This is a genomic window from Shinella sp., from assembly GCF_052438155.1.
In the GTDB taxonomy this organism is placed as follows: domain Bacteria; phylum Pseudomonadota; class Alphaproteobacteria; order Rhizobiales; family Rhizobiaceae; genus Shinella.
Window position 1 is genome coordinate 51,215 of record NZ_JBQVPI010000018.1, and the last position, 20,490, is coordinate 71,704.

Sequence of the window (20,490 nt, forward strand, 5' to 3'; positions counted from 1 at the left end):
ATCCGTCAGATCAGCGGTACTGGCCTGCCAGCGACTCGACGAGCGCGATGTTTTCCTTCGTCACGAAGCCAGGGCCGGTGAAGATGGAGTTCGACGGCGTCACACCGTAGCGGACGAAGTTCGTCAGCACCTGGATCGGGATCGAGCCCTGCAGGAACGGCTGCTGATCGATGGCGAAGTTGATCGTGCCGTCCTTGATGGCCGCCGAAATCTCGGCGGAGAGGTCGAAGGTGCCGAAATAGAGGTCGCCGTCGAGGCCCATGTCCTTCACCGCACGGATCGACGGTTCGGCCGAGTTGGGGCCGAGCGTCAGGATCGCGCCGGTATCGGGATTGGCGGTGAGATAGGCTTTCACCTTGTTCTGCACTTCCGACGGATCGATGCCGGAATCGACCATCTGGTTGCCGAGTTCGACGCCGATGCCTTCGGCAAAGCCGCGGCAACGCTCCACGGACGCCGGGTTGGTGATGTAGTGGTTCACGCAAAGGAAGCTCTTGATGCCTGCTTCCTTCGCCCGCTTGCCGGCACCAAGGCCTGCTTCATATTCCGGCTGGCCGACATGCATCAGCGCGCCGAGTTTCTGGCTTTCTTCCACCGTGCCCGAATTGACGGTGACGACAGGAATGCCCTTGGCAACGGCATCCTTGATCGGCCCTTCGAGTACGTTGAAATCGGCGATGGTGACGATGATGCCATCGACACCGGCCGCCGAGCTCTGCTGCACGAGGCGCGCCATGTCGGCGAGGTCACCGCTCGGCGGGTTGCGATACTCGGTCGTAACGCCCATCTGCTCGTTCGTGACCTTGATCGCGTTCTTGATGACGTTGAACCAGCTGTCGCTATCCGGGCCATGGCTGATCCAGACGAATTTCTCGCCATCCGCATTGGCGATACCGGCAAACGCCGTCGTGGCGAGCAGCGCGCCGAGGGCGAGCGATTGCAGAATTTTCTTCATGAACGATTTCCTCCCGAAATTGGCTTCCTGTTTCCTCCCCGCCCGAAGCCATTGCGGGTAACTTTTAAGCGGCGCGCTTGGCACCCTGAGCGGCAAGCGCTGCGTCGAGCTGTGCCTCGTCCCAACCTTCCACGACGGCCCGGGCGAGCAGCTCCTGCTGGCTTTCCGGTGCGAGACCGCCAAGCGGCGGGTCGGTGTCGAGATTGGTCGGGAACGGATAACCGTCCGCGGTCGCTGCAATCACCGCCCGCCGTCCCTGCGGCGAAAGTGCCGCCAGATGTGGATAGACGGCGCGGGCCATGGCGGTGCGGTCGAGATTTTCCATATGGCGAGCGAAGGCGGATGCCGTCTGGATAAGATTGACCATGCGCACGACATCCGCCGTCCGATTCTCGCCGGCGGCGTGGAACAATGCGGGGCTGAAGAAGATGGCGTCGCCCTTTTCCAAGGGAAGCTGGACGCAATGTTCTTCGAAATAGGCCTGGAACTCCGGCCGTGTGGCGGCGACATAACCCGGCAGGTAGCGCTGCGAATGCGGCAGCAGCTTCGTCGTGCCGCTCTCGACGGGCATGTCGCAATGGGCGACGCCGCCTTGCAGGATGAGGGTCGGGCCGGTGGCGTGGATGTGCGTCGGATACTCTGCCATCTGCTCCGGCTTCATGAAGCCGAGGTGGTAATCGCGATGCGGCGCCTGTGCCTTGCCGCCGGGGCGCACCTGATTGACCTGGGTGGCGATCTGATAACCCGGGCCGAGCCAGGCGCGGCAGGCAATGTCGATCACCGGATTGGCCATGTAGCGGGCATAGACCGCCGGATTGCGTAGGCACAGCTTTTGCAGGCTGTTCCAGATGCGGTCATTGGCACCGGCCTTGGCAAAGTGGTCACCCGCGGCCGTGCCTGCCGCACGCTCGTCGGCGATGATCTGGCGAAACACGTCACTGGCCGCGTCGATGGCGCCAGGATCGGTGAAAGCGCGCTTCACCACGAAGAGGCCCGGCCCCTCACCGATGACCGAGGCCCATTCCGGGCCGATGGCATCGTTGACGGACGCGCCGTCATAGATCGGGATGTTCTTCTCGATGGCAATGGCCGTCGGGCACATCGCCTTCGTGGTTTCGGTTTCGACCTCGCGCCGGAACTGCGCAAGATCGATCACCGCTGCAATGTCACTCATGAAATCCTCCTACCGATCTGTATCGCCCCCTGCAGAAATCAGCACGTGGCGCTCTCGCAACGCGCCTGTTGCGCATCGCAAGTCACTGCCGGGATTGAATAATTGCACTTATCCTCAAGGAGCAACATTAATTGCAGATAATGGAATGTCAACACACTTCGCAGCCATGGCGCACGAACGGGAAACCACCCTTTAGCAAAGACAAAAAAACGGCGCCGATGAACGGCGCCGATACGGTCAAGCAGGGTGAGAGAAGGTGCCGCTACTTGCGGATCGCCCAATTCCGGAGCGACTTGTCACCATAGGCCGCCCCGACGACGATGAGGCCGAGAATGAGGATGAACCATTGCGGCTGAACACCGGTGACGACCAGATAGGACTGAATGGAGGACAGGACGAATGCACCCATCAGGGCTCCGATCAGCGAGATCCGCCCGCCAGCCAGCAGGCAGCCGCCCAGAACACAGGAGGCAATGGCCTGCAACTCCATCAGTCGCCCCATGGATCCATCGGCAAATCCGAGCTTTCCAGCCTCCAGCGCGCCGGCAAAGGCGGCGAGCATACCGCAGATGACGAATGCGGACAGCTTGATGCGCTCGACACGCACACCGCGCGAATGCGCACTGTCCGCCGAGCCGCCGACGGCCAGCAGCCGGTTGCCGAATGGCATGGCCTTCAGGACGACGAAGAGAATAGCAAAGACCGCGATCAACCAGAACAGAGCGGTATTGAAGCCGAGAAAATCGCCCCCGCCAAGAAGAAAGTAGGTCCAGCCGTTTCGCGCGGCATAAGGAATGGAAAACGAAAAGCCGTCCGTCAGCGCGATCGCGATGCCACGAAAGATCATCAGGGTGCCAAGAGTGATGATCAGCGAGGGTGTCTTTGTCCTGGTGATGAGCCAGCCGTTCACATAACCGATAGCCGCGCCAACCACGATCGCAGCCAAAGCGGCAAACACGGGATCGACACGGGCGGCAAGCCAAAGATAGGCGAGCGCACCCATGCCGAAGGTCGAGCCGACCGAAATGTCGATTTCACCGGTCCCGATCACGATGGCGACACCGAGGCTCATCAGCCCGAGCGTCGCGGTCACCTGCATGATGGTTCCGATGTTGTAGAGATTGGCCCACCGCCCGTCCGAGGTCGATGCGAAAATGACGATCAGGATGGCGCCGATCAGGAAGATGCCGATTTCCGTGTGGCGGCGAATGAGGGGTTTTGCCGCGGAGAGTACCATCAGACCGCCTCCTTCTCGACGACGCGACCGCCCTGGCGGATGACATCTTCAAGCGCTTCCGCCGACATGCTGTCGGTCGACGCATCGGCAACCTTCTCGCCGTTTTCCATGATGACGATGCGATCGGCGAGCTTGTGCACCTGGAAGATATCATGCGTGATGTAGATGACGAGCAGGCCCTGCTCCTTTAGCTGCACCGCCAGTTCGTTGACATGCTCGCGTTCGCGCACCGACAGGTGGTTGGTCGGCTCATCCATGATGACGACGCGGTTCTTGAACTCGACGGCCCGGCCGATCTTGACCGATTGGCGCTCACCGCCCGACAGCCGCTCCACCTCGTCATCGGCCGAGACGTTCTCGCGAAGGCCGAACTGGCGGATGACGCGACTGGATTTCTCGCGCATCTTGGCGAAATCGAGAAACGGTATGCCGAGGATGCGTTTGACCGGCTCCCGGCCGAGATAAAAGTTGCGTGCGATCGAAAGATTGTCGCAAAGGCCGACGGACTGCTGGATGGTCTCGATGCCCTGGTCGATGGCGAGCTTCGGGTGAAACTTCTCGACCTTCTTGCCGTCGAAAAAGACCTCACCTTTCGACGGGGCGTGAATGCCACACAGAACGCGTATCAGCGTGGTCTTGCCGGCACCATTGTCGCCGACCAGGCCGATCAGTTCGCCGGCGTTGAAATCGACCGAAACGTTTTTTAGGGCGTGGAAGGCCCCGAAATAGAGGTCGAGGTTTTTTACCTGGATCAGAGGGTGTTGGGTCATTTGAGCGTCCTCCCGCGTCAAACGCTGTGCCCGACAAAGCGGGCAAGCTTCTGATTGAAAATAACCGCCACGATGAGAACGGCGCCGACGAATGTGATGTACCAGGACGATGGTGCGCCGAGCGCGATCAGCTCGTAACGGAAGCTGACAACGATCAAGGCGCCGAGGACGACGCCGAGGATCGACCCTCGCCCGCCAGTCAGCAAGCACCCGCCAATCACCGCTGCCGAGATGGCTTCAAGCTCCATGTTCTCGCCGAGCGTCACATGGGTCTGCGGCTGGTTGCACAGCGTCAGGATGCCGGCGAAGCCTGCGAGCAAAGAGCAGAGGACAAAGGCCGCCGTCTTGATGCGGTCGGTCCGAACGCCGCGCGATTCAGCACTTTCCCGACTGCCGCCGGTCGCCAAAAGCCGGTTCCCGAAACGGGTGCCCCAGAGCATGATTGCCAGCAGGACGGAAATGATACCGACCCAGTAGATGGCCGCTGCAACACCGAAGAGCTCTCCACCCAGGAGCCGGGTCAGGGCGTGAGTGCGAGCATCCGGGGAGAAATTATGGACGGATCCGCCCGTCCAGACGTAGATGATGCCGCGCGCAGCAAACAGGCCGCCAAGCGTGACGATCATCGATGGAAGCTCGCCTTTGACGACAGCGGTTCCCTGGATAAACCCGGCCGCCGCCGCGATGAGCAGCGCTACGATCAGAGAGCCGGGCACGCCGAGAGCGGGCTCCAGCGTTATGAAGGCCACGCCGGTCAGCCCGTAGATCGACCCGACGGACAGGTCAATCTCCTTCGTCATGATCACAAGGGCCTGCCCCAAGGCCACCAAGGCGAGGATGGCTGTGAACTGCGTGACGTTGGACAGGGTCTGCACCGTCCACCATCCGGAAAAATCGATCACTGTGAAAACGGCCAGCATGGCGATGACGCCGATGGTCGCGCCGAAGCCCTGGCTGCGGACAAGGTACTTCATGGTTCTTGATCCTGCTCGTTGATATGCGCTGCGGGATGCGCAAATGAGGGCAGCCGGCCTGTCGAAAGGCCAGCCGCCCTCGCCCGGGAGGGTACCGGTTACCAGGTGTTCTGTTCGTCGTAGGCCTTGTCGCCGAATACGCCGCGGACCTGCTCGGCCCACTGATCCGCATTATCCTTGTTGATCACGAGCGGACCCGTCAGGATGCTTTGCTGAGGCGCGTATCCGAACTTCTTGTTCCAATACAGCCACTCCATCGGTGCGTAGCCCTGCAGCCAAAAACCCTGGCTGTTCGTCGCGAGAATATGCCCCGCGCGCACGCCTTCGATCGATACCGGGCCTTCGTCTACGGTCAGAACGGTGACGCCCTTGTCATCGACATCAGGATCGAGTTTCATCTCGTTTGCAACGCCCCACGCCCAGGGGGACGACCAGCCGGCGACCGTGAAGATATAATTGGTGTCCGGATTGGCCTGCAGGAAGGATTGCAGCGTGTTGCGCGCCGTTGCCGGCTCCGCGCCGATGAAGAGTTCGTCGAACTTTGCGCCCGCCTTCTCCATCACCTCTTTCATACCGGCGCAGCGCGCCTTGAGACCCTGATGTGCCGAGTCATGGCTTGCGCAGACCACATGCGTCGGCTTCGGGATTTCGCCGGCCTCGACCTTCGTCAGCGCGTATTCCCCGAGCTTCTTGCCCGTCAGAAACTCGTCGCCGCCGACATAGGTGAGATAGGGAATGCGCTCACCATCGGGCCGACCGTCCGGGATGTTGAAGGCGACAACCGGGATGCCGGCCTCGATCGCCTTGCGCAGCGGGCCTTCAAAGGCATCCGAACTGACGATCGGCACGGCAATGCCGTCCGGCTGGGTTGCGATTGCCTGCTCGAGCAGGCGGACATGCTCCTGAACCGAGTAATTGTTCGTGGAAATGTATTCGGTCTTCACGTCCGGATACTTCGCCTCGAACTCCTTCAGGGATGTCGTCAGCCAGTTCATGTTAGGATCGTTGGAGCCGATATGCGAGACCATGACGAAGCGATACTGCTTTTCGCCGTCCTGGGCATGGGCGACCCCAAGCGCAGCCGACGCCAAAAGAGCAGAATACAGGATGCTTTTTCCAATTCTCATAAGGTTCCTCCTCCTTGAATGGGTAGACGGAGTTATCGATGCGAGCGGATTGCTCAGTCGTCTTGAAACGGCATCACAAGCAACCTCCACGCTGCCTGCTGAACTCCTCGATGCAATATTAATTGCATTATTTTAATACTGTCAACATTTATTCCAGATCGGGAGCGAACTCGGCATTGCGTCAGCGTTTGCGGCTACCTTCGGACCGCCTGAAGACGAGATCGCTGGGAGGCATTTTCATGGATGGGGGTGAGGATTTACAAGCGTTTCATAGATCGGATTCTGATCGTCCACCCATCAATTTTTTCCAATAGGCCTCACGCATTCAACTTACTGAAATTATTATACTTGCTTGAAATACGAGGATAATATGATGCGAATTACATCATCATTCATGCGATCCTTGAGGCAAACGCCCATCAAAAGCAGAGTGAAAGGACAAGGGTCCTTGCGCGACCCGCAAGTTCCTTCGGTCAGAACAAGAGCACGCCCCCCCTAGAGACCGCAATTGTACCGCGTGTGAACGAGAACCTGGGAATAGGCCGGCTCGCTGGTCACGCCATTCAGATTGCTCTTTATCCACCGTGCTGCCGCGGTGAGTTCGGCTGCGAAATCGTGCGAAATGACATAATCCATCACCCCGGACTCCAGCAGCGCACGGGAATGGACGGACAGCTCATGGCCGACAAACACCGTTTCACCCGCCTTGCCGGCATTTTCCAGCGCCTTGGCGATACCGCGATTGGCGCCAGCCACGTTGTAGATTGCTGCGGGATGTCCATTCGCCTCGAAATATCGCGTCAACTGTTCGCATGTGCTCTCGGGCCTTTCATCCGAGATCATGCGCTCCTCGATCTTCAGATACGGAAAATCAGACCGTAGAACGCGCCGGAAACCCATCTCGCGCTCCTGCTGGCAGCGAAACGGCACACTCATGACAACCAGAATGCTGCTGTTTTCCTTCGGCAGCGCGTTGCCGATCAACAGCGCCGCAACGCTTCCGGCGGCGTACTGGTCGTTCCCGACATAGGTGCTGCGTCGCGAACTCGGCAGGTCCGTCGTGAGGCAGATCACAGGTCGGCCGATCGTACGCAGCTTTCGAATGGCCCGGTTCGTTGCCGGGTGCTCCCTGGCAATGACGACGACGCCGTCCGCCTCCCCGCCTTCCTGCTCGATCCGCCGCGCGAAGGCGAGAGGCTCGGCATCGCTCGTCGTTACGTAGACCCCTTGTATATCGATACCGGCCTGCGTGCGGTTTACTTCCGACACGGCTGCAGCCATCGCCGCATTGAACGTTTCGCCCGATTCACAGAACAGGCGAATGAGCACCGGAACGTCGCTGTCGGCGCTCTCATGACGCAGTTTTTCGAGGGCCGCCAGAACCCGCGCCCGGGTCTTCTCCCGCACGCCGCTGCGATTGTTGAGCACCCGGTCGACCGTCGCGGAGCCAACCGCGGCGATCCTGGCTATCTCATGGACCGATGGTCCTTTCCACGTTCCAGGCTTCACGTGTTTTGGCATTTTCCCCTCACTTGCTGATGCGATTCAAATCATGAAGTCGCACGGCCGCACGACCGATTCCTAGCGGCTGAAGCCTTTGCCGTGAATTGGTACGATGCGTAATTTTTGATGTAAAACACATCGGAAATTGTCCGCCATGCTCGTTGAATGATGGCATTTCAATCCGGATAATCCAACCGATGCAGGCTGCTCACGCTCAAGACCCCCGCAGCCGGCATCCTAGCTTTCACCCTCCACCGGGAATTCGCCCACCCCGCGCCCCATCGCTGCGCAAGCCGCACGTCGAAAACAAGGAACATGGAATGTCTGTCAGAATTGCAATCATCGGTGCCGGCATCATGGGTGCGGACCATGCCCGGATCGTCTCCGAGGATTTGCCCGGAGCAGTGCTGCAGGTCGTCTGCGATGCCTCCGAAGCCCGCGCCCGCGCGATCGCAGAGGATTGCGGTGCGGCCGACATCTCCACCGATCCGCTCCAGACGATCCGGCGCAGCGACATCGACGCGGTTGTGATCGCCAGCCCGGACGAAACCCATGCGCCCCTGTCGCTTGCCGCGATCGAGGTCGAAAAACCGGTGCTCTGCGAAAAACCCCTGTCGCAGAATGCACGCGAATGCCGCGCGGTCATCGACGCGGAGGTCGCGCGAGGTCGCCGGCTCGTTCAGCTCGGCTTCATGCGCCGTTTCGACCCATCCTATCGGGACATGAAGGCCGCGCTCGCAGGCGGCTCGCTCGGCCGGGCAATCATGATGCACAACACCCAACGGAATGTCGAAGCACCGGCGAATTTCACCGGCCAGATGGCGATCACCAACTCGGCGCCGCACGAATTCGACGTCGCGCGCTTCATACTTGACGCCGACTATACTGCCATATCGGTCTTTCAGCCCACCGGTATCGATACGGCGAAAACCGGAGCGCCGGTCTTCATGGTCCTCGAAACCGACAAGGGCCAACTCGTCAACATCGAGGTCAACAACAACGCGGCCTATGGCTACGACGTTCGCGGTGAGCTTGTTGGCGAAAAGGGATCGATCCAGCTCAATGCCCCCGTCCACACGCGCCGCAACAGTGACCTCATGGCATTCGAGCACTATCCATCCGATTGGCGCCCCCGCTTTGCGGAGGCCTACCGCCTGCAGAACAAGGCCTTCCTGAACTTCGTTCGAACCGGCGTGTTCCCCCCGATCGCCTCCGACAGCTGGGACGGCTATTGCGCGACCCTTGTCGCCGAAGCCGGCGTCGAGGCGCTGCGCACAGGCAGGCGCATCGGCCTCACCGCGATGGACAAACCCTCTCTCTACAACGCACGATAGGAAACGTTCCCATGAAACTCGGCTTTGTCTCCGACAGCCTCGGCGGCTTGTCTTTCAACGCCCTTCTCGACAACGCCGTGCGGCTTGGTGTCTCGGGTGTTGAAGTGAACACGGGTGGCTGGTCCACCGCTCCCCATTTCGATCTTCAGGCAATGAAGGGCAGCGCCGACGCCCGACGCCGCTTCACCAAGGCCTTCGAGGATCGTGGCCTGGAAATCATAGCGCTCAACGCCAACGGCAATCCGCTGCACCCGACCCAGCCGGAGCAAGGCGAATGCCTCAAGGACACGATCCGGCTTGCCGGAGACATGGGCATCAAGACCGTCTGCACCATGTCCGGCCTGCCGGCGGGCCGTGCGGGTGACCTCATGCCGAACTGGATCGTCTCGTCTTGGCCGCCGGAAACGCAGGAGATCCTGCGCTACCAGTGGGAGGAAAAGCTCCTGCCGTTCTGGACGGAGATCGCCGCACTTGCCAGGGAATGCGGCGTGGAGCGCATCGCGCTCGAACTGCACGGCAATCAATATGTGTACAACGTCCCTTCGCTGCTGAAGCTGCGGGCGGCCATCGGTCCGGTCGTGGGCGCCAATCTCGACCCCTCCCACCTCTTCTGGATGGGGGCGGATCCACTGGTGGCGGCCGAAGCGCTCGGCAATGCCGTCTTTCATGTCCACGCCAAGGACACAATGCTGAATGCGCCGGTCCAGGCGACGACATCGCTTCTGGAAAACGGCTCGCTGATGAACATTCCCGCACGAAGCTGGTCCTATGTCACGCTCGGCTTCGGCCATGGCGAAGCATGGTGGCAGCAGTTCTGCTACCGTTTGAAGATGGCCGGCTATGATGGCTGGCTCTCGATCGAGCACGAGGACGTGCTGCTCAACAGCCTCGAAGGGCTGGAAAAATCGGTTGCACTCCTGAAGACGATCATGCCGGTCGCGGGAAGCGATTTCAAACTGCAGGTAATCTGACGGCCATGCCGACGAAAAGTGCAGCCCGGAAAATGGTGCGCAGGAAACAACAGTCTCCTCCGGAGAACCTCCCGGAAGTCAAACAGCGGATCATCTCTGGAAAGGTTGCGTTCTCCGGAGATTCCGAACGTTTCCTCAAGATCGCACTTGAAGATCCCGCCCTCATTGCCTTTGGAACCGTGGCCTCAGTCGCACGAGCGTGTTCAGTCTCGGTGGCCACGGTGACGAGAACTGGGCGCGCTTTCGGATTTACAAGCTTCCGAGACTTGAGGGCCATATTCAGGAAGCACATCCGCTACCTCGGAGATAGCGGCGTGGGCCACAAGGCATATCGTTGAGCTTGCGGACGACAAGGGCGAAATGCCGGGATCCTGTAAGTGGTGGCGTCTCAACAAGGTCTCAATAAAGTAGCGGAACTCAAGGTCGCGCGTATGCCGCTGTCGCATGACAGAGTACAAACCGGCAAGTTGTCTGAGAAGCGTAACGCTGTTTTCGAAATCAGCACCGACGATGCCTTTTCAGAAACAACTGTCGAGGCGAGCCGAGGAGAGGTGGGCGCATTCTCAAGAAGCAGTGTTTGCAGATCTTCTTTGCCAGCAAATCGAATATCTTGAACATCAGCACCGACGGGAAAGCAGGGCGTCCACCCATCAATCCATCCGACCGCTTCAGCGTTTTCGCCAACGGCTTCTCGAACACCGGCCGCGGAATGGCTGAGATGCATCCATCTCATATGCAGGGTTACGCCCCGGGATGAGATCACGCAAAAATACCGGCAGGTCCTGTGCCCAATCCGCGCCAGATCGTCCTTGCGGCGGCGAGACGTTGCGCGCACCTGTGTGGCGGCGACCGTTTCACCGCATCAAAGTCCTACCGCGCCTCACACGCTAGCCGATGAATCCGCGATCAGCCGGTTTGGGAATTCTGAATGTCGATTGGCCCTCGCGCCCCAAGACCCGGCAGCAGGACGGATTTCATGATTTCACCCTATGACAAGGCTGGTCACACGGTAGAGCGCGGCGGCGCGATCGTTGTCTGGAGGGTGAAACCGCGCCGCCAGCGCCGGAGAACGGGGGAACCCCTCCCCGGCGCGTTCGGAATGTGGGAAAGCGGGGCAGCCGATCGCGCCTCGCGCGAAGGCTGGCCTCAATAGATCACGACGCTGCGGATGCTTTCGCCCGCATGCATCAGGTCGAACCCCTTGTTGATGTCCTCGAGCGGCATCGTGTGGGTGATCATCGGATCGATCTGGATCTTGCCCTCCATGTACCAGTCGACGATCTTCGGCACGTCGGTGCGCCCGCGTGCGCCGCCGAAGGCCGTGCCCATCCAGTTGCGGCCGGTGACGAGCTGGAACGGGCGGGTGGAGATTTCCTGGCCGGCGCCTGCAACGCCGATGACGACCGACTTGCCCCAGCCGCGATGCGAGCATTCCAGTGCCTGGCGCATCACCTTGGTGTTGCCCGTGCAGTCGAACGTATAGTCAGCGCCGCCAATCGTATCGCCGCCCCGCTTCGTCAGGTTGACGAGGTAGGGCACGATGTCGTCGCCGACTTCCTTCGGATTGACGAAATGCGTCATGCCTAATTTTTCGCCCCAGGCCTTGCGGTCGTTGTTGATGTCAACACCGATGATCATGTCGGCACCGGCTAGGCGCAGGCCCTGCAGCACGTTGAGACCGATGCCGCCGAGACCGAAGACGATGGCCGTCGAGCCGACCTCGACCTTCGCGGTGTTGATGACGGCGCCGATGCCCGTCGTCACGCCGCAGCCGATGTAGCAGATCTTGTCGAAGGGGGCGTCCGGATTGACCTTGGCGAGCGCGATCTCCGGTAGCACCGTGTAGTTGGCGAAGGTCGAGCAGCCCATATAGTGGAAGATCTTGTCCTTGCCGATCGAGAAACGCGAGGTGCCGTCCGGCATGAGGCCCTGGCCCTGCGTGGCGCGGATCGAGGTACAGAGGTTCGTCTTGCGCGACAGGCAGGAGTAGCACTCGCGGCATTCCGGCGTGTAGAGCGGAATGACGTGGTCGCCCTTCTTGAGTGAGGTGACGCCCGGGCCGACATCGACGACGATGCCGGCACCCTCATGGCCGAGGATCGCTGGAAAGAGGCCTTCCGGGTCGGCACCCGACAGCGTGAACTCGTCCGTGTGGCAGATGCCGGTCGCCTTGACCTCGACCAGCACTTCGCCGGCGCGCGGGCCTTCAAGCTGCACGGTCATGATTTCCAGCGGTTTTCCGGCCTGAACGGCAACGGCGGCGCGTACGTCCATGGTATTCTCCAAATAGCAATTGAGATGGCAGGCGGCGGGCCTGCTCAGGCGGCCTTGGCCGGTCCGGCGGGGAAGACGCCCGACATCACGAGAAAACCCTTGATGCGTTTCACCCGGTCGCACCAGCGCCGGATCGCCGGATAGTCCTGGCGCGAGATGCCGCCTTCTTCGGACAGCATCACATAGGGAAAGCAGGCGATATCCGCCAAGGTCGGATGGTCGGCCGAACAGATCCAGTCGCGCCCTTCCTGCTCGCCAAACCACAGGTGTTCGTCGAGGACGCGGAACAGCCGGTGCGCGCCGGCGCGGGCCGCAACGATGTCGAAATCGTAGAACAGCGCGTCATGCAGGCGCGCCGCTGACGCCGTGCCCGTGATGCCGTCGGCAAAGGCCAGCCATTGACTGATTTCGCCGAGCAGGGCCGGATTGTCGCCCGGATACCAGCTGTTGGAGGCATCGTACTTCGCGGCGAGATAGACGAGGATGGCCTGCGCATCGCGCAGCACAAGGCCATCGTCATCGAGGACCGGAAGCTGGCCGAGGGGGTTAAGCTTCAGGAACCAGTCCGCCTTGTGTTCGCGTCCGGGATAGAAATCGACGGGCACGATCGTGTGGTCGATACCGAGAAAGCTCATCAGCAGGCGCAGCTTGTAGCAGTTTCCCGAGAGTTCGTAGTCGTAGAGCGTGATCATCTTTGTATTTCCTAGATATCGAGGACGAGGCGGGCGGACTTGGCGCGGGAAACGCAGGTCATGATTTTGGTTCCCGATGCCCGTTCCGATGCGCTGAGATAGACGTCCTGATGGTCCGGCTCGCCCTCGATCACGGTTGCAAGGCAGGTGCCGCAGGCGCCCTGCTCGCAGGAGGACGGCATGTCGACGCCGGCGTCCCGCATCACTTCCAGAATGGTTTTGCCCGTCGGCACCTTCAGCGTCAGGCAGGAGCGTGCCAGCGCGACCTCGAAGCTGGAGCTGTCATCGATCGGCTTGGTGTTCTTGAAATATTCGAAGTGCACCGCCTCCTCCGGCCAGCCGGCCTCCGCCGCAACCGTGCGCGTGGCTTCCAGCATGGGACCGGGGCCGCAGACATAAAGATGCGTGTCGCGCCGATAGGGCGTCAGCAGGGCGCGCAGCTGCACGACCGTATCGTCCGGCGTCAGGCCGAGATGCGGCTTCACCGCCTCGCCGAGCCCGCCCAGCCGATCCGGAAAAACAAGCTGGCCTTCGTTCTGGGCAAAGTAGTGCAGCTCATGCCCCAGGCTTTGGTTCTTGAGGGCCTGCGCCATGGCCAAGAGCGGCGTGATGCCGATGCCGCCGGCAACGAAGATCGTGTTCAGCGCATCGCGCCGCAGCGGAAAATTGTTGCGCGGTTCCGAAATCGCCAGAACGTCGCCTTCGCGCACGGTCTCGTGCATGCACTTGGAACCGCCCCTGGAGTCGCGCTCGAGCTTGACGCCGATGGTGAACGATGCCGTTTCGCCGGGGCCGTTAATGATCGAATACTGCCGAATATCGCCGTTCGGCATGTGGACATCGATATGCGCGCCCGGCTGGAAGGTCGGCAGCAGTCCTTTGATCGGCTTGAGTTCGAAGGCCATGATCCCTTCGGCCGCCGGCCACTTGCGCGCGACCTGGACACGGATGCCGGCCTTGCAGCCGTGGGCCGACAGTTCGGGAAGGGTTGCAAGTTCTTCCGAGACCGACTCGAAAACCGGCTCGATCGGGGCGGGCGCCGGCATGGCGGCCGCCCGGCGTTCGACGGCGATCCGCAGCGCCGAAAGCCGCTCGTTGTGATGACGCAGAACGGCAGCGCGCTGCGAACTCTCTACCGGCCCATCCAGCACGCCGCGGATGACCGAACGGTTGGAATCCACAGGCTGGACGAAAAACACGCCGCGCGTTTCCATGGCCCCGTCACGGGCGCGCAAGGCCACGGCGGATGCCGAAACCACGTCGACAGCAACGTCCGCCCCCTTCCCTTCCAGCCGATCATTGGGCTGGAACGCGTAGGATCGGAGCGCATCGACGACCAGCTCTGCCGGCGCGTCGACCGGAATGGCGCGCAGCGCCAGCACGGCTTCTTCCGCAAGCCCCGCAATCTCCGGCAGATCGCCGCGCGGTTCTTCCGAAGACCAGACCAGTCCATAGCGCTCGATGGCCGGAAAGGTGCGATTGGTGATCGTGCGGGCCGGCGCATCCGCCGGATGCGCGGGAATGTAGGTGCAGCCGGCCGTACGGTTCGAGTAGCGCCAACCGTGATACTGGCATTTCAGCTCGCGGCCGTCATTGATGCCGATCGACAGACGAACGCCGCGATGCAGACAGCGGTTCTCCCAGATATTGACGTAGCCGTCGTCAGCGCGCCAGACTGCGAACTCCCGGCCGAAAAGCTGCCCATGGAAGACATGGCGCAATGGCAGGTCGGTCGTCGCGGCAATCGGATGCCAATTGCTCCGAAGATCCTTCAACATCTGTTTCTCCAGTTTTTCATCGAGTTTCGTCATTGCCATGCCGCTCAGGTTGCAACGGGGATGACGCCGTAGGTCAGCCCCTTGTCGCTGAGCCAGCGGCGGTAGGCGATTGCGGATTTGTCGGCGCGGATCGGCGTTTCAGCACGCGGGTCGAGCGGCAGGCGCTTGGGGAACTGGTTTTCCAGAATCGGCTTGTCCTGCCCGAAAATCGTCTGCTGAAACCGCTTGATGATCTTGTCTTCGTTCGCCTCGTCCAGAATGCACAGCATCATGTGCGCGCGCACACGTTCCTGATCGAGCGGCTGCATAAAGACGGCGATCACGTCCATCCGCGTTTCGTCGAGCGGGCTGGATTTGTAGAGCACCGAACAAAAGGGGTGCGGCACGCGGTAGATGTATTCCACCTCCGCGCCACTGTTCGATGCGCTCGACGCCATGGGCTGAAAGAAGCGGCACCGCGTCGCGACGATCTCGTCGCGATCGACGGAAATCTCGACATCGTATTCCTTCACCTCGGTATGCGGCTCGACACCGAGAATGTCGGTGTGGACATAGGGGAAATGCCCCATATCGAGGAAGTTCTCGATGGCGCGCGGCGCTGAGACGTTCACGCCGAACGTCGCCGCGTTGAGTTTTCGCCGGTCGGCTTCGGCATATTCCGGGATCGGGAAAATGTCGCCCGACGGTGTGCCAAGCGATGTCCAGACATAGCCATAGGCACTCAAGGCCGGCAGAAGATCATCGGCAGCCGACGGATTGAACGGGTCGCCATGCCGTAGATCGTCGCGCGAACGCCAGGCGAACGCCCTTCCATCGTCACGGACCGCAAAGCTCACGTGCTCGCCGAGCAGGACAGTTTCCGCCACGATACCCGGTGCCACCTCATCGACAGCTCCCAGCGGATGCCAGAGATCGAGGACAACCGGGTCCAGGCATGATCCATGCTTTGTCATCATTTTACCCTTCCATTCTGTCGCGGGAATCGGCGCCCGATGCCGTGCGGAACGGGATCGCGCCGTAGGTGACCTTCCGCTCCTCAAGCCAGCGCCGATACGTCACGGAAACCACATCCGCGCGGATCGGCGTTTCGGCGCGCGGGTCGAGCGGCAGGCGCTTGGGAACCTGGCTTTCCAGGATCCGCTTGTCCTGCGCAAAAATCAGCTGCATGAAACTGCGCACAGCCGACGCATCCATGCCGTCCTTGAGGTAGCAGAGGTAGGAGTGCGCAACGCAGTTGTCCTCGTCGAGCGGCTGGACGAAGATCACGATCACATCCATGCGGCTTGGATCGACCGGGTTGCTTTTGTAGAGGGCGACCGTATAGGGCCGGATCACCTTGTAGGTGTAGTCGACCTGCATTCCCTGCTGCGCCGTCGGCGATGCTATCGGTTGATAGAACTTGCATTCCGTCGCAAGAATTTCGTCTTCCTCGGCAATGGAAACGGTGTAGGGCAGCACCTCGGTGTGCGGCTCCTCGCCCAAAAATCCGGTGTGGACGAAGGGGAAATGTCCCATGTCGAGGAAGTTTTCAACCAAGCGGAGGCCGGAAACATTGACCGCAATCGAGCCGCCGCTGAGAAGATGGCGGTCGGCCTCGTCGGATTCCCTGATGTAGAAAGGGTCGCGCTCAGGTTTTCCGAGACAGGCCCAGACAAAGCCATAGCGCTTTTCCGAGCATACCGGCTGACCGGTATCCGTGCGCACGATGCTCATGCCGCCGCCGTTACGAGCGATCATGAGATCGACACCCATCAATCGCGTCGAAAAAGGCGCGTCGGAAGCGATCGCCGAACAATCGGCAACAACGTGCCAGTCGTTCACCAGCGCACGGTCCTTACAAAGGTGTGTGGCCATGTCGGTCCCTCCTGTCGGCAACGCCAATGCAGATGACTGGCGTTCGAAGCATTCGCCGTGTTGCAATCTTCACGGAGCGTCCCACGGCAACCGCCGCAGTGAAATGTCTCTCATTGCCTCCCGGATGCCCGCAGTTAACCTGGCCCTATTGCGCACTGCGGGTGCGAAGGGGTGCGGGTCGGGGATATCCGCAGGCACGCGCCATGGGCGCAGCGGCGGTAGCGCAGGGGCTGTGGAAAGCGGTGCAACGCCGAAACCGGCCGCGCAAGGGTGCACGGCCGGTCCGGGAGGAGCCGGCGGAGGATGCCGGCAATTCATGTCACGCTATTCGCGACTGTAGGGGACGCCGAGGGCTGCCGGCTGGTGCGTGCGCGATCGCAGGCCGGCAAGCAGGGCGAGCGAGGCAACATAGGGCAGAACCAGAAAAATGTGGTGGGGGATAGCAACCCCGACAACCTGCGCATGGATACCAATCGCCTCGAGGAGTGCGAAAATGAAGATCGCACCCACGATCCGGAATGGCATCCAGTTGCCGGCGATGATCGCCACGATGACCAGCCATCCACGACCGGCGATCAGGTCCGGCACGAAACGGTCGGAATAGCCGAGCATGAGGAAAGCGCCGCCGAAGCCCGACATCAGGCTGCCGAACATGATCGCCAGGCACTGGCGGCGACCGACGCTGAGCCCCTTGACGTCGAGCGCCTTCGGGTTTTCACCGACACATCTGATTTCGAGGCCGTACCGGGTACGATACAGGAAGAACCAGACCACGAACGGCAGCAGGAAGCTCACATAGGTCAGCGCACGTTGCGAAAACAGCACCGGTCCGAGGATCGGGATATCGGAGAGGAACGGGATCTCGACCTGTTCGAAGCCGGCAAATTTCGGCGGTTCGCGACCGATGACATAGGTCTGGAACCAGAACAGGGTGAGGCCCGAGGCAAGCAGGTTCAGGGCGAGGCCGGCAACGAACTGCTCGGCTTTCAGAACGATCGTCACGAAGGACATGATCAGGCTTATCAGGGCGCAGGCGAGCACCGCGACGAGGAGTGCCAGCCATGGCGACCCCGTCGTCGAGGCGACGACATAGGCGACCACGGCGCCAAGCAGCATCGTGCCCTCGACGGAAATGTTCCAGATGCCGGCACGCTGGGTGACGAGCTCGCCCATCGCCGCGAACAGAAGGGGTGTGGCGATCCGAACCATGGCAGCCAGGATGCTGATCAGCATCGGCCCTTGGATGAGTTCAAGCATGTACGTTGCTCCTGACGATCTGGTATCTGGTCGCAACCGCGGCACACAGGAAGAACAGCAGCACCAGCCCCTCCATCGCCGAAACCAGACCGGCCGGCGTGCCGCTTTGCAGCCGCATGAAGATTGCGCCGCTCTTCAGCGCGCCGAAGAACAGGGCGGCCAGCATGACGCCAGTCGGCCGCAACCCGCCAACCATGGCGACGACGATGCCGGAGCTGCCGATGCCGAGCAGCGTTTCGGCGCGAAGGCGATGGGAGGTGCCGAAAAGGTCTCCGGCGCCGGCAAGCCCGGCCAGCGCCCCGGACAGCAGCATCACCACCAGAAGCAGGCGGCGAACATTGGTGCCGCGGAACCGCAGGGCCGTCGGGTTCGAGCCGAAGGCGCGAATTTCATAGCCGAGCGACGTCCGGTCGAGCAGCACCGCACAGAATGCCGATGCGGCAAGCGCGAAGAGGAAGCCGATATGCAGCTTTCCAACACCCTGCCCGAGAAGGACCGGCCAGGTCAGCGCAGGATCGACCGGCGGCGACTGGTGATAGGCAACGGTAACACCCGTTTCCATCCACGGGCCGCCATCCAGGAGGTAGGCGAGCAGGAAGATGACGATATAGTTCAGCATGACCGTCGAGATGATCTCACTGGTGGCAAACCGCGTCTTCAGGTAGCCCGCAATAAGGCCGAGGGCAGCGCCGCCGGTGAGGCCGGCGAGAGCGATCACCCCGACGGCCATCCAGTAGGGCAGAGCGCCGACCATCAGGCTCGCCCCATAGGCCGCCATTGCCCCGGCAAAAACCTGTCCTTCCTGGCCGATGTTCCAGATCTTCGCCCGGAAGGCGATGACGGTGCCAAGGCCGACGAGAAGAAGCGGCGTCGCCTTTGAAAGCGAGCCGAGCAAGGCCTTCTCGCTGCCGAAGGCACCGATGAAAAGCGACGAAAAAGCCTTGACCGCATCGCCGCCCGACAGCGTCAGCAACAAGGCGGAGGACAGAAGAGCGCCCAGCATCGCCGCAAAATAACAGGCGAAACTCCATCTCGGGCTGCTGCCCACGCGTCTGTGTATAGAGATCATTGAACTGTCCGTTGCAGGTCCTTGGCGTCACCCGCCATCATCATTCCAAGCTCGAGGAGCGTTGTTTCCTCGGGCCGCACTATGCCCATGATCCGGCCCTTGAAGACGACGGCGATGCGATCGCAAAGGCGCAGCAGATCGTCGAGTTCCTCGGACGCGAGCAGGACCGCGAAACCGTCCGAGCGCTTTTCGAGGATTTTTTCGTAGACGAATTCGGAAGCCGCGACATCGAGCCCGCGCGTCGGCTGGTTGGCGAGCAACAGCCCCCGGGAATGCAGGAATTCGCGCGCGAGAATGACGCGTTGCGCATTGCCCCCCGACAACCGCTCCACCGGCAGGTCGGCGGATGCGGTCACCACCTTGAATTCCTCGATCTTGCGGCGGGCAAGCGCCGCCATCTTCCGCCGGTCGAGGAACGGCCCGCGGCAGTATTCTTTTGCGCGTTGCCACCCGAGGATCAGGTTCTCGGCCGCACCGAATTCCGGGATCAACCCTTCGCGGAAACGGTCGTCCGGAACGAAACCGACCCCCCGGTCCAGCATCTCCCGCGATGTCGGTTTGGTTATGGTCTCGCCCTCCAGCGAAAACCCGCCCGAACTCAAGGGGCGAACGCCCATCAAGGCCTCGAACAGTTCCTTCTGGCCGTTGCCTGCAACACCGGCGAGACCCAGGATTTCATGCCTGCCAATGGTGAAGGAGACATCCGTGAGAATGTCCTCGCCCCATTCGCCGACCGCACAGAGCCGATTGACCGCGAGGACCTCGCCGGCGGGCGCCACCGACCGGTCGCGCTGGTGCTTGTTGACCTTGTGGCCAACCATCAGCGAGGTGATCGCTTCGGCTGTGGTGTCCGACGTCTCGACCGTGGCGATGGCCCTGCCCTTGCGCAGGATCGTCACACGATCCGACTGCATAACCTCGCGTAGCTTGTGGCTGATCAGGATGATCGAAAGGCCGCGTTTGCGCATGCCGTCGAGGATCTTGAACAGTTGGTCGGACTGCTGCGGCGTGAGCACGGCCGTCGGCTCGTCGAGAATGAGCAGTTCGGCACCGAAATACAGTGCCTTGAGGATCTCGACCCATTGTTGCTCACCGACCGAAAGCTGCCAGATTTCCCGGTCGAGATCGATCGTGATGCCGCAGCTTTCGCAGAGCGCGCCGATCTTTCGGCGCGCATCGGACTTGGTGAGGAACAGCCCGGCATCGGCACTGCCCACGATGATGTTCTCCAGCACCGTGAAATTGGAGACCAGCACGAAATGCTGGTGCACCATGCCGATACCGAGGCGAAGCGCATCCGCCGGGGAAGTCAGCTCCGCCACCTCCCCCTTGAACCGGATCGTGCCGCTGTCGGCGCGGTAGTAGCCGTAAAGACAGGCGGAGAGGGTCGATTTTCCTGCGCCGTTCTCACCGAAAAGACAGTGAATCTCGCCCTTCCGGACGTCCAGATTGACGCTGTCGTTTGCGGTGACACGGCCAAATCGCTTGGTAAGGTTTTGAACGCTGAGCAGAGTTTCCATT

The 20,490-nt window shown here is 61.2% G+C and carries 18 protein-coding genes; 2 read left to right on the forward strand and 16 right to left on the reverse strand.

Annotated features, from left to right (window positions below):
• Positions 1 to 10 precede the first annotated feature (10 nt).
• From ACT6VE_RS24995 to ACT6VE_RS25025, 7 genes are all read right to left on the reverse strand, one after another.
• Complete coding sequence (locus tag ACT6VE_RS24995) at positions 11 to 955, reverse strand: sugar ABC transporter substrate-binding protein (protein ID WP_444801047.1); 945 nt, start codon at positions 953 to 955, stop codon at positions 11 to 13.
• Positions 956 to 1,019: 64 nt separating this feature from the next.
• Positions 1,020 to 2,129, reverse strand: coding sequence for a phytanoyl-CoA dioxygenase family protein (locus ACT6VE_RS25000; RefSeq protein ID WP_444801048.1), 1,110 nt, complete (start codon positions 2,127 to 2,129; stop codon positions 1,020 to 1,022).
• Between the two features lie 262 nt (positions 2,130 to 2,391).
• A complete protein-coding gene (locus tag ACT6VE_RS25005) occupies positions 2,392 to 3,366 on the reverse strand; it encodes an ABC transporter permease (RefSeq protein WP_444801049.1) in 975 nt (324 codons plus the stop codon).
• Positions 3,366 to 4,136, reverse strand: a complete 771-nt coding sequence (locus tag ACT6VE_RS25010) for an ATP-binding cassette domain-containing protein (protein ID WP_069063560.1) — start codon at positions 4,134 to 4,136, stop codon at positions 3,366 to 3,368. The genes ACT6VE_RS25005 and ACT6VE_RS25010 overlap by 1 nt, the downstream gene beginning before the upstream one ends.
• A gap of 17 nt (positions 4,137 to 4,153) precedes the next feature.
• Positions 4,154 to 5,110 carry an ABC transporter permease gene (locus tag ACT6VE_RS25015; protein WP_444801050.1) on the reverse strand — a complete coding sequence of 319 codons (957 nt, stop codon included), beginning with the start codon at positions 5,108 to 5,110 and terminating at the stop codon, positions 4,154 to 4,156.
• Between the two features lie 98 nt (positions 5,111 to 5,208).
• Complete coding sequence (locus tag ACT6VE_RS25020; RefSeq protein WP_444801051.1) at positions 5,209 to 6,237, reverse strand: sugar ABC transporter substrate-binding protein; 1,029 nt, start codon at positions 6,235 to 6,237, stop codon at positions 5,209 to 5,211.
• A 495-nt stretch (positions 6,238 to 6,732) separates the two neighbouring features.
• Entirely contained in the window at positions 6,733 to 7,758 is a 1,026-nt protein-coding gene (locus ACT6VE_RS25025) for a LacI family DNA-binding transcriptional regulator (RefSeq protein ID WP_444801052.1), read from the reverse strand.
• Between the two features lie 302 nt (positions 7,759 to 8,060).
• Between ACT6VE_RS25025 and ACT6VE_RS25030 the strand changes: the two genes are divergently transcribed.
• Both ACT6VE_RS25030 and ACT6VE_RS25035 read left to right on the forward strand, forming a co-directional pair.
• Positions 8,061 to 9,074, forward strand: coding sequence for a Gfo/Idh/MocA family oxidoreductase (locus tag ACT6VE_RS25030; RefSeq protein ID WP_444801053.1), 1,014 nt, complete (start codon positions 8,061 to 8,063; stop codon positions 9,072 to 9,074).
• 11 nt (positions 9,075 to 9,085) lie between these two features.
• Positions 9,086 to 10,045 (forward strand): sugar phosphate isomerase/epimerase family protein, encoded by a 960-nt coding sequence (locus ACT6VE_RS25035; protein WP_444801054.1) that lies wholly within the window; start codon positions 9,086 to 9,088, stop codon positions 10,043 to 10,045.
• Positions 10,046 to 10,433: 388 nt separating this feature from the next.
• On the opposite strand, the gene ACT6VE_RS25040 is transcribed toward ACT6VE_RS25035, so the two are convergent.
• The 9 genes from ACT6VE_RS25040 to ACT6VE_RS25080 all read right to left on the reverse strand — a co-directional run bounded on the left by ACT6VE_RS25040 (position 10,434) and on the right by ACT6VE_RS25080 (position 20,489).
• Positions 10,434 to 10,769: a hypothetical protein gene (locus tag ACT6VE_RS25040; protein WP_444801055.1), complete on the reverse strand. Its 336-nt coding sequence runs from the start codon at positions 10,767 to 10,769 to the stop codon at positions 10,434 to 10,436.
• Between the two features lie 422 nt (positions 10,770 to 11,191).
• Positions 11,192 to 12,319, reverse strand: a complete 1,128-nt coding sequence (locus ACT6VE_RS25045; RefSeq protein WP_444801056.1) for an S-(hydroxymethyl)glutathione dehydrogenase/class III alcohol dehydrogenase — start codon at positions 12,317 to 12,319, stop codon at positions 11,192 to 11,194.
• 44 nt (positions 12,320 to 12,363) lie between these two features.
• On the reverse strand, positions 12,364 to 13,011 hold the full coding sequence (locus ACT6VE_RS25050) for a glutathione S-transferase family protein (protein WP_444801057.1): 648 nt from the start codon (positions 13,009 to 13,011) through the stop codon (positions 12,364 to 12,366).
• A gap of 11 nt (positions 13,012 to 13,022) precedes the next feature.
• Positions 13,023 to 14,789: a Rieske 2Fe-2S domain-containing protein gene (locus ACT6VE_RS25055; protein ID WP_444801058.1), complete on the reverse strand. Its 1,767-nt coding sequence runs from the start codon at positions 14,787 to 14,789 to the stop codon at positions 13,023 to 13,025.
• 44 nt (positions 14,790 to 14,833) lie between these two features.
• Entirely contained in the window at positions 14,834 to 15,745 is a 912-nt protein-coding gene (locus ACT6VE_RS25060) for an aromatic ring-hydroxylating dioxygenase subunit alpha (protein WP_444801059.1), read from the reverse strand.
• A gap of 1 nt (position 15,746) precedes the next feature.
• Positions 15,747 to 16,643: an aromatic ring-hydroxylating dioxygenase subunit alpha gene (locus ACT6VE_RS25065; protein WP_444801060.1), complete on the reverse strand. Its 897-nt coding sequence runs from the start codon at positions 16,641 to 16,643 to the stop codon at positions 15,747 to 15,749.
• A 324-nt stretch (positions 16,644 to 16,967) separates the two neighbouring features.
• Positions 16,968 to 17,900: an ABC transporter permease gene (locus tag ACT6VE_RS25070; RefSeq protein WP_444801061.1), complete on the reverse strand. Its 933-nt coding sequence runs from the start codon at positions 17,898 to 17,900 to the stop codon at positions 16,968 to 16,970.
• On the reverse strand, positions 17,893 to 18,969 hold the full coding sequence (locus ACT6VE_RS25075; protein WP_444801062.1) for an ABC transporter permease: 1,077 nt from the start codon (positions 18,967 to 18,969) through the stop codon (positions 17,893 to 17,895). Before ACT6VE_RS25075 ends, ACT6VE_RS25070 begins: the two co-directional genes overlap by 8 nt.
• Positions 18,966 to 20,489 (reverse strand): ABC transporter ATP-binding protein, encoded by a 1,524-nt coding sequence (locus tag ACT6VE_RS25080; protein ID WP_444801063.1) that lies wholly within the window; start codon positions 20,487 to 20,489, stop codon positions 18,966 to 18,968. The genes ACT6VE_RS25075 and ACT6VE_RS25080 overlap by 4 nt, the downstream gene beginning before the upstream one ends.
• Between the last annotated feature and the right edge of the window lies 1 nt (position 20,490).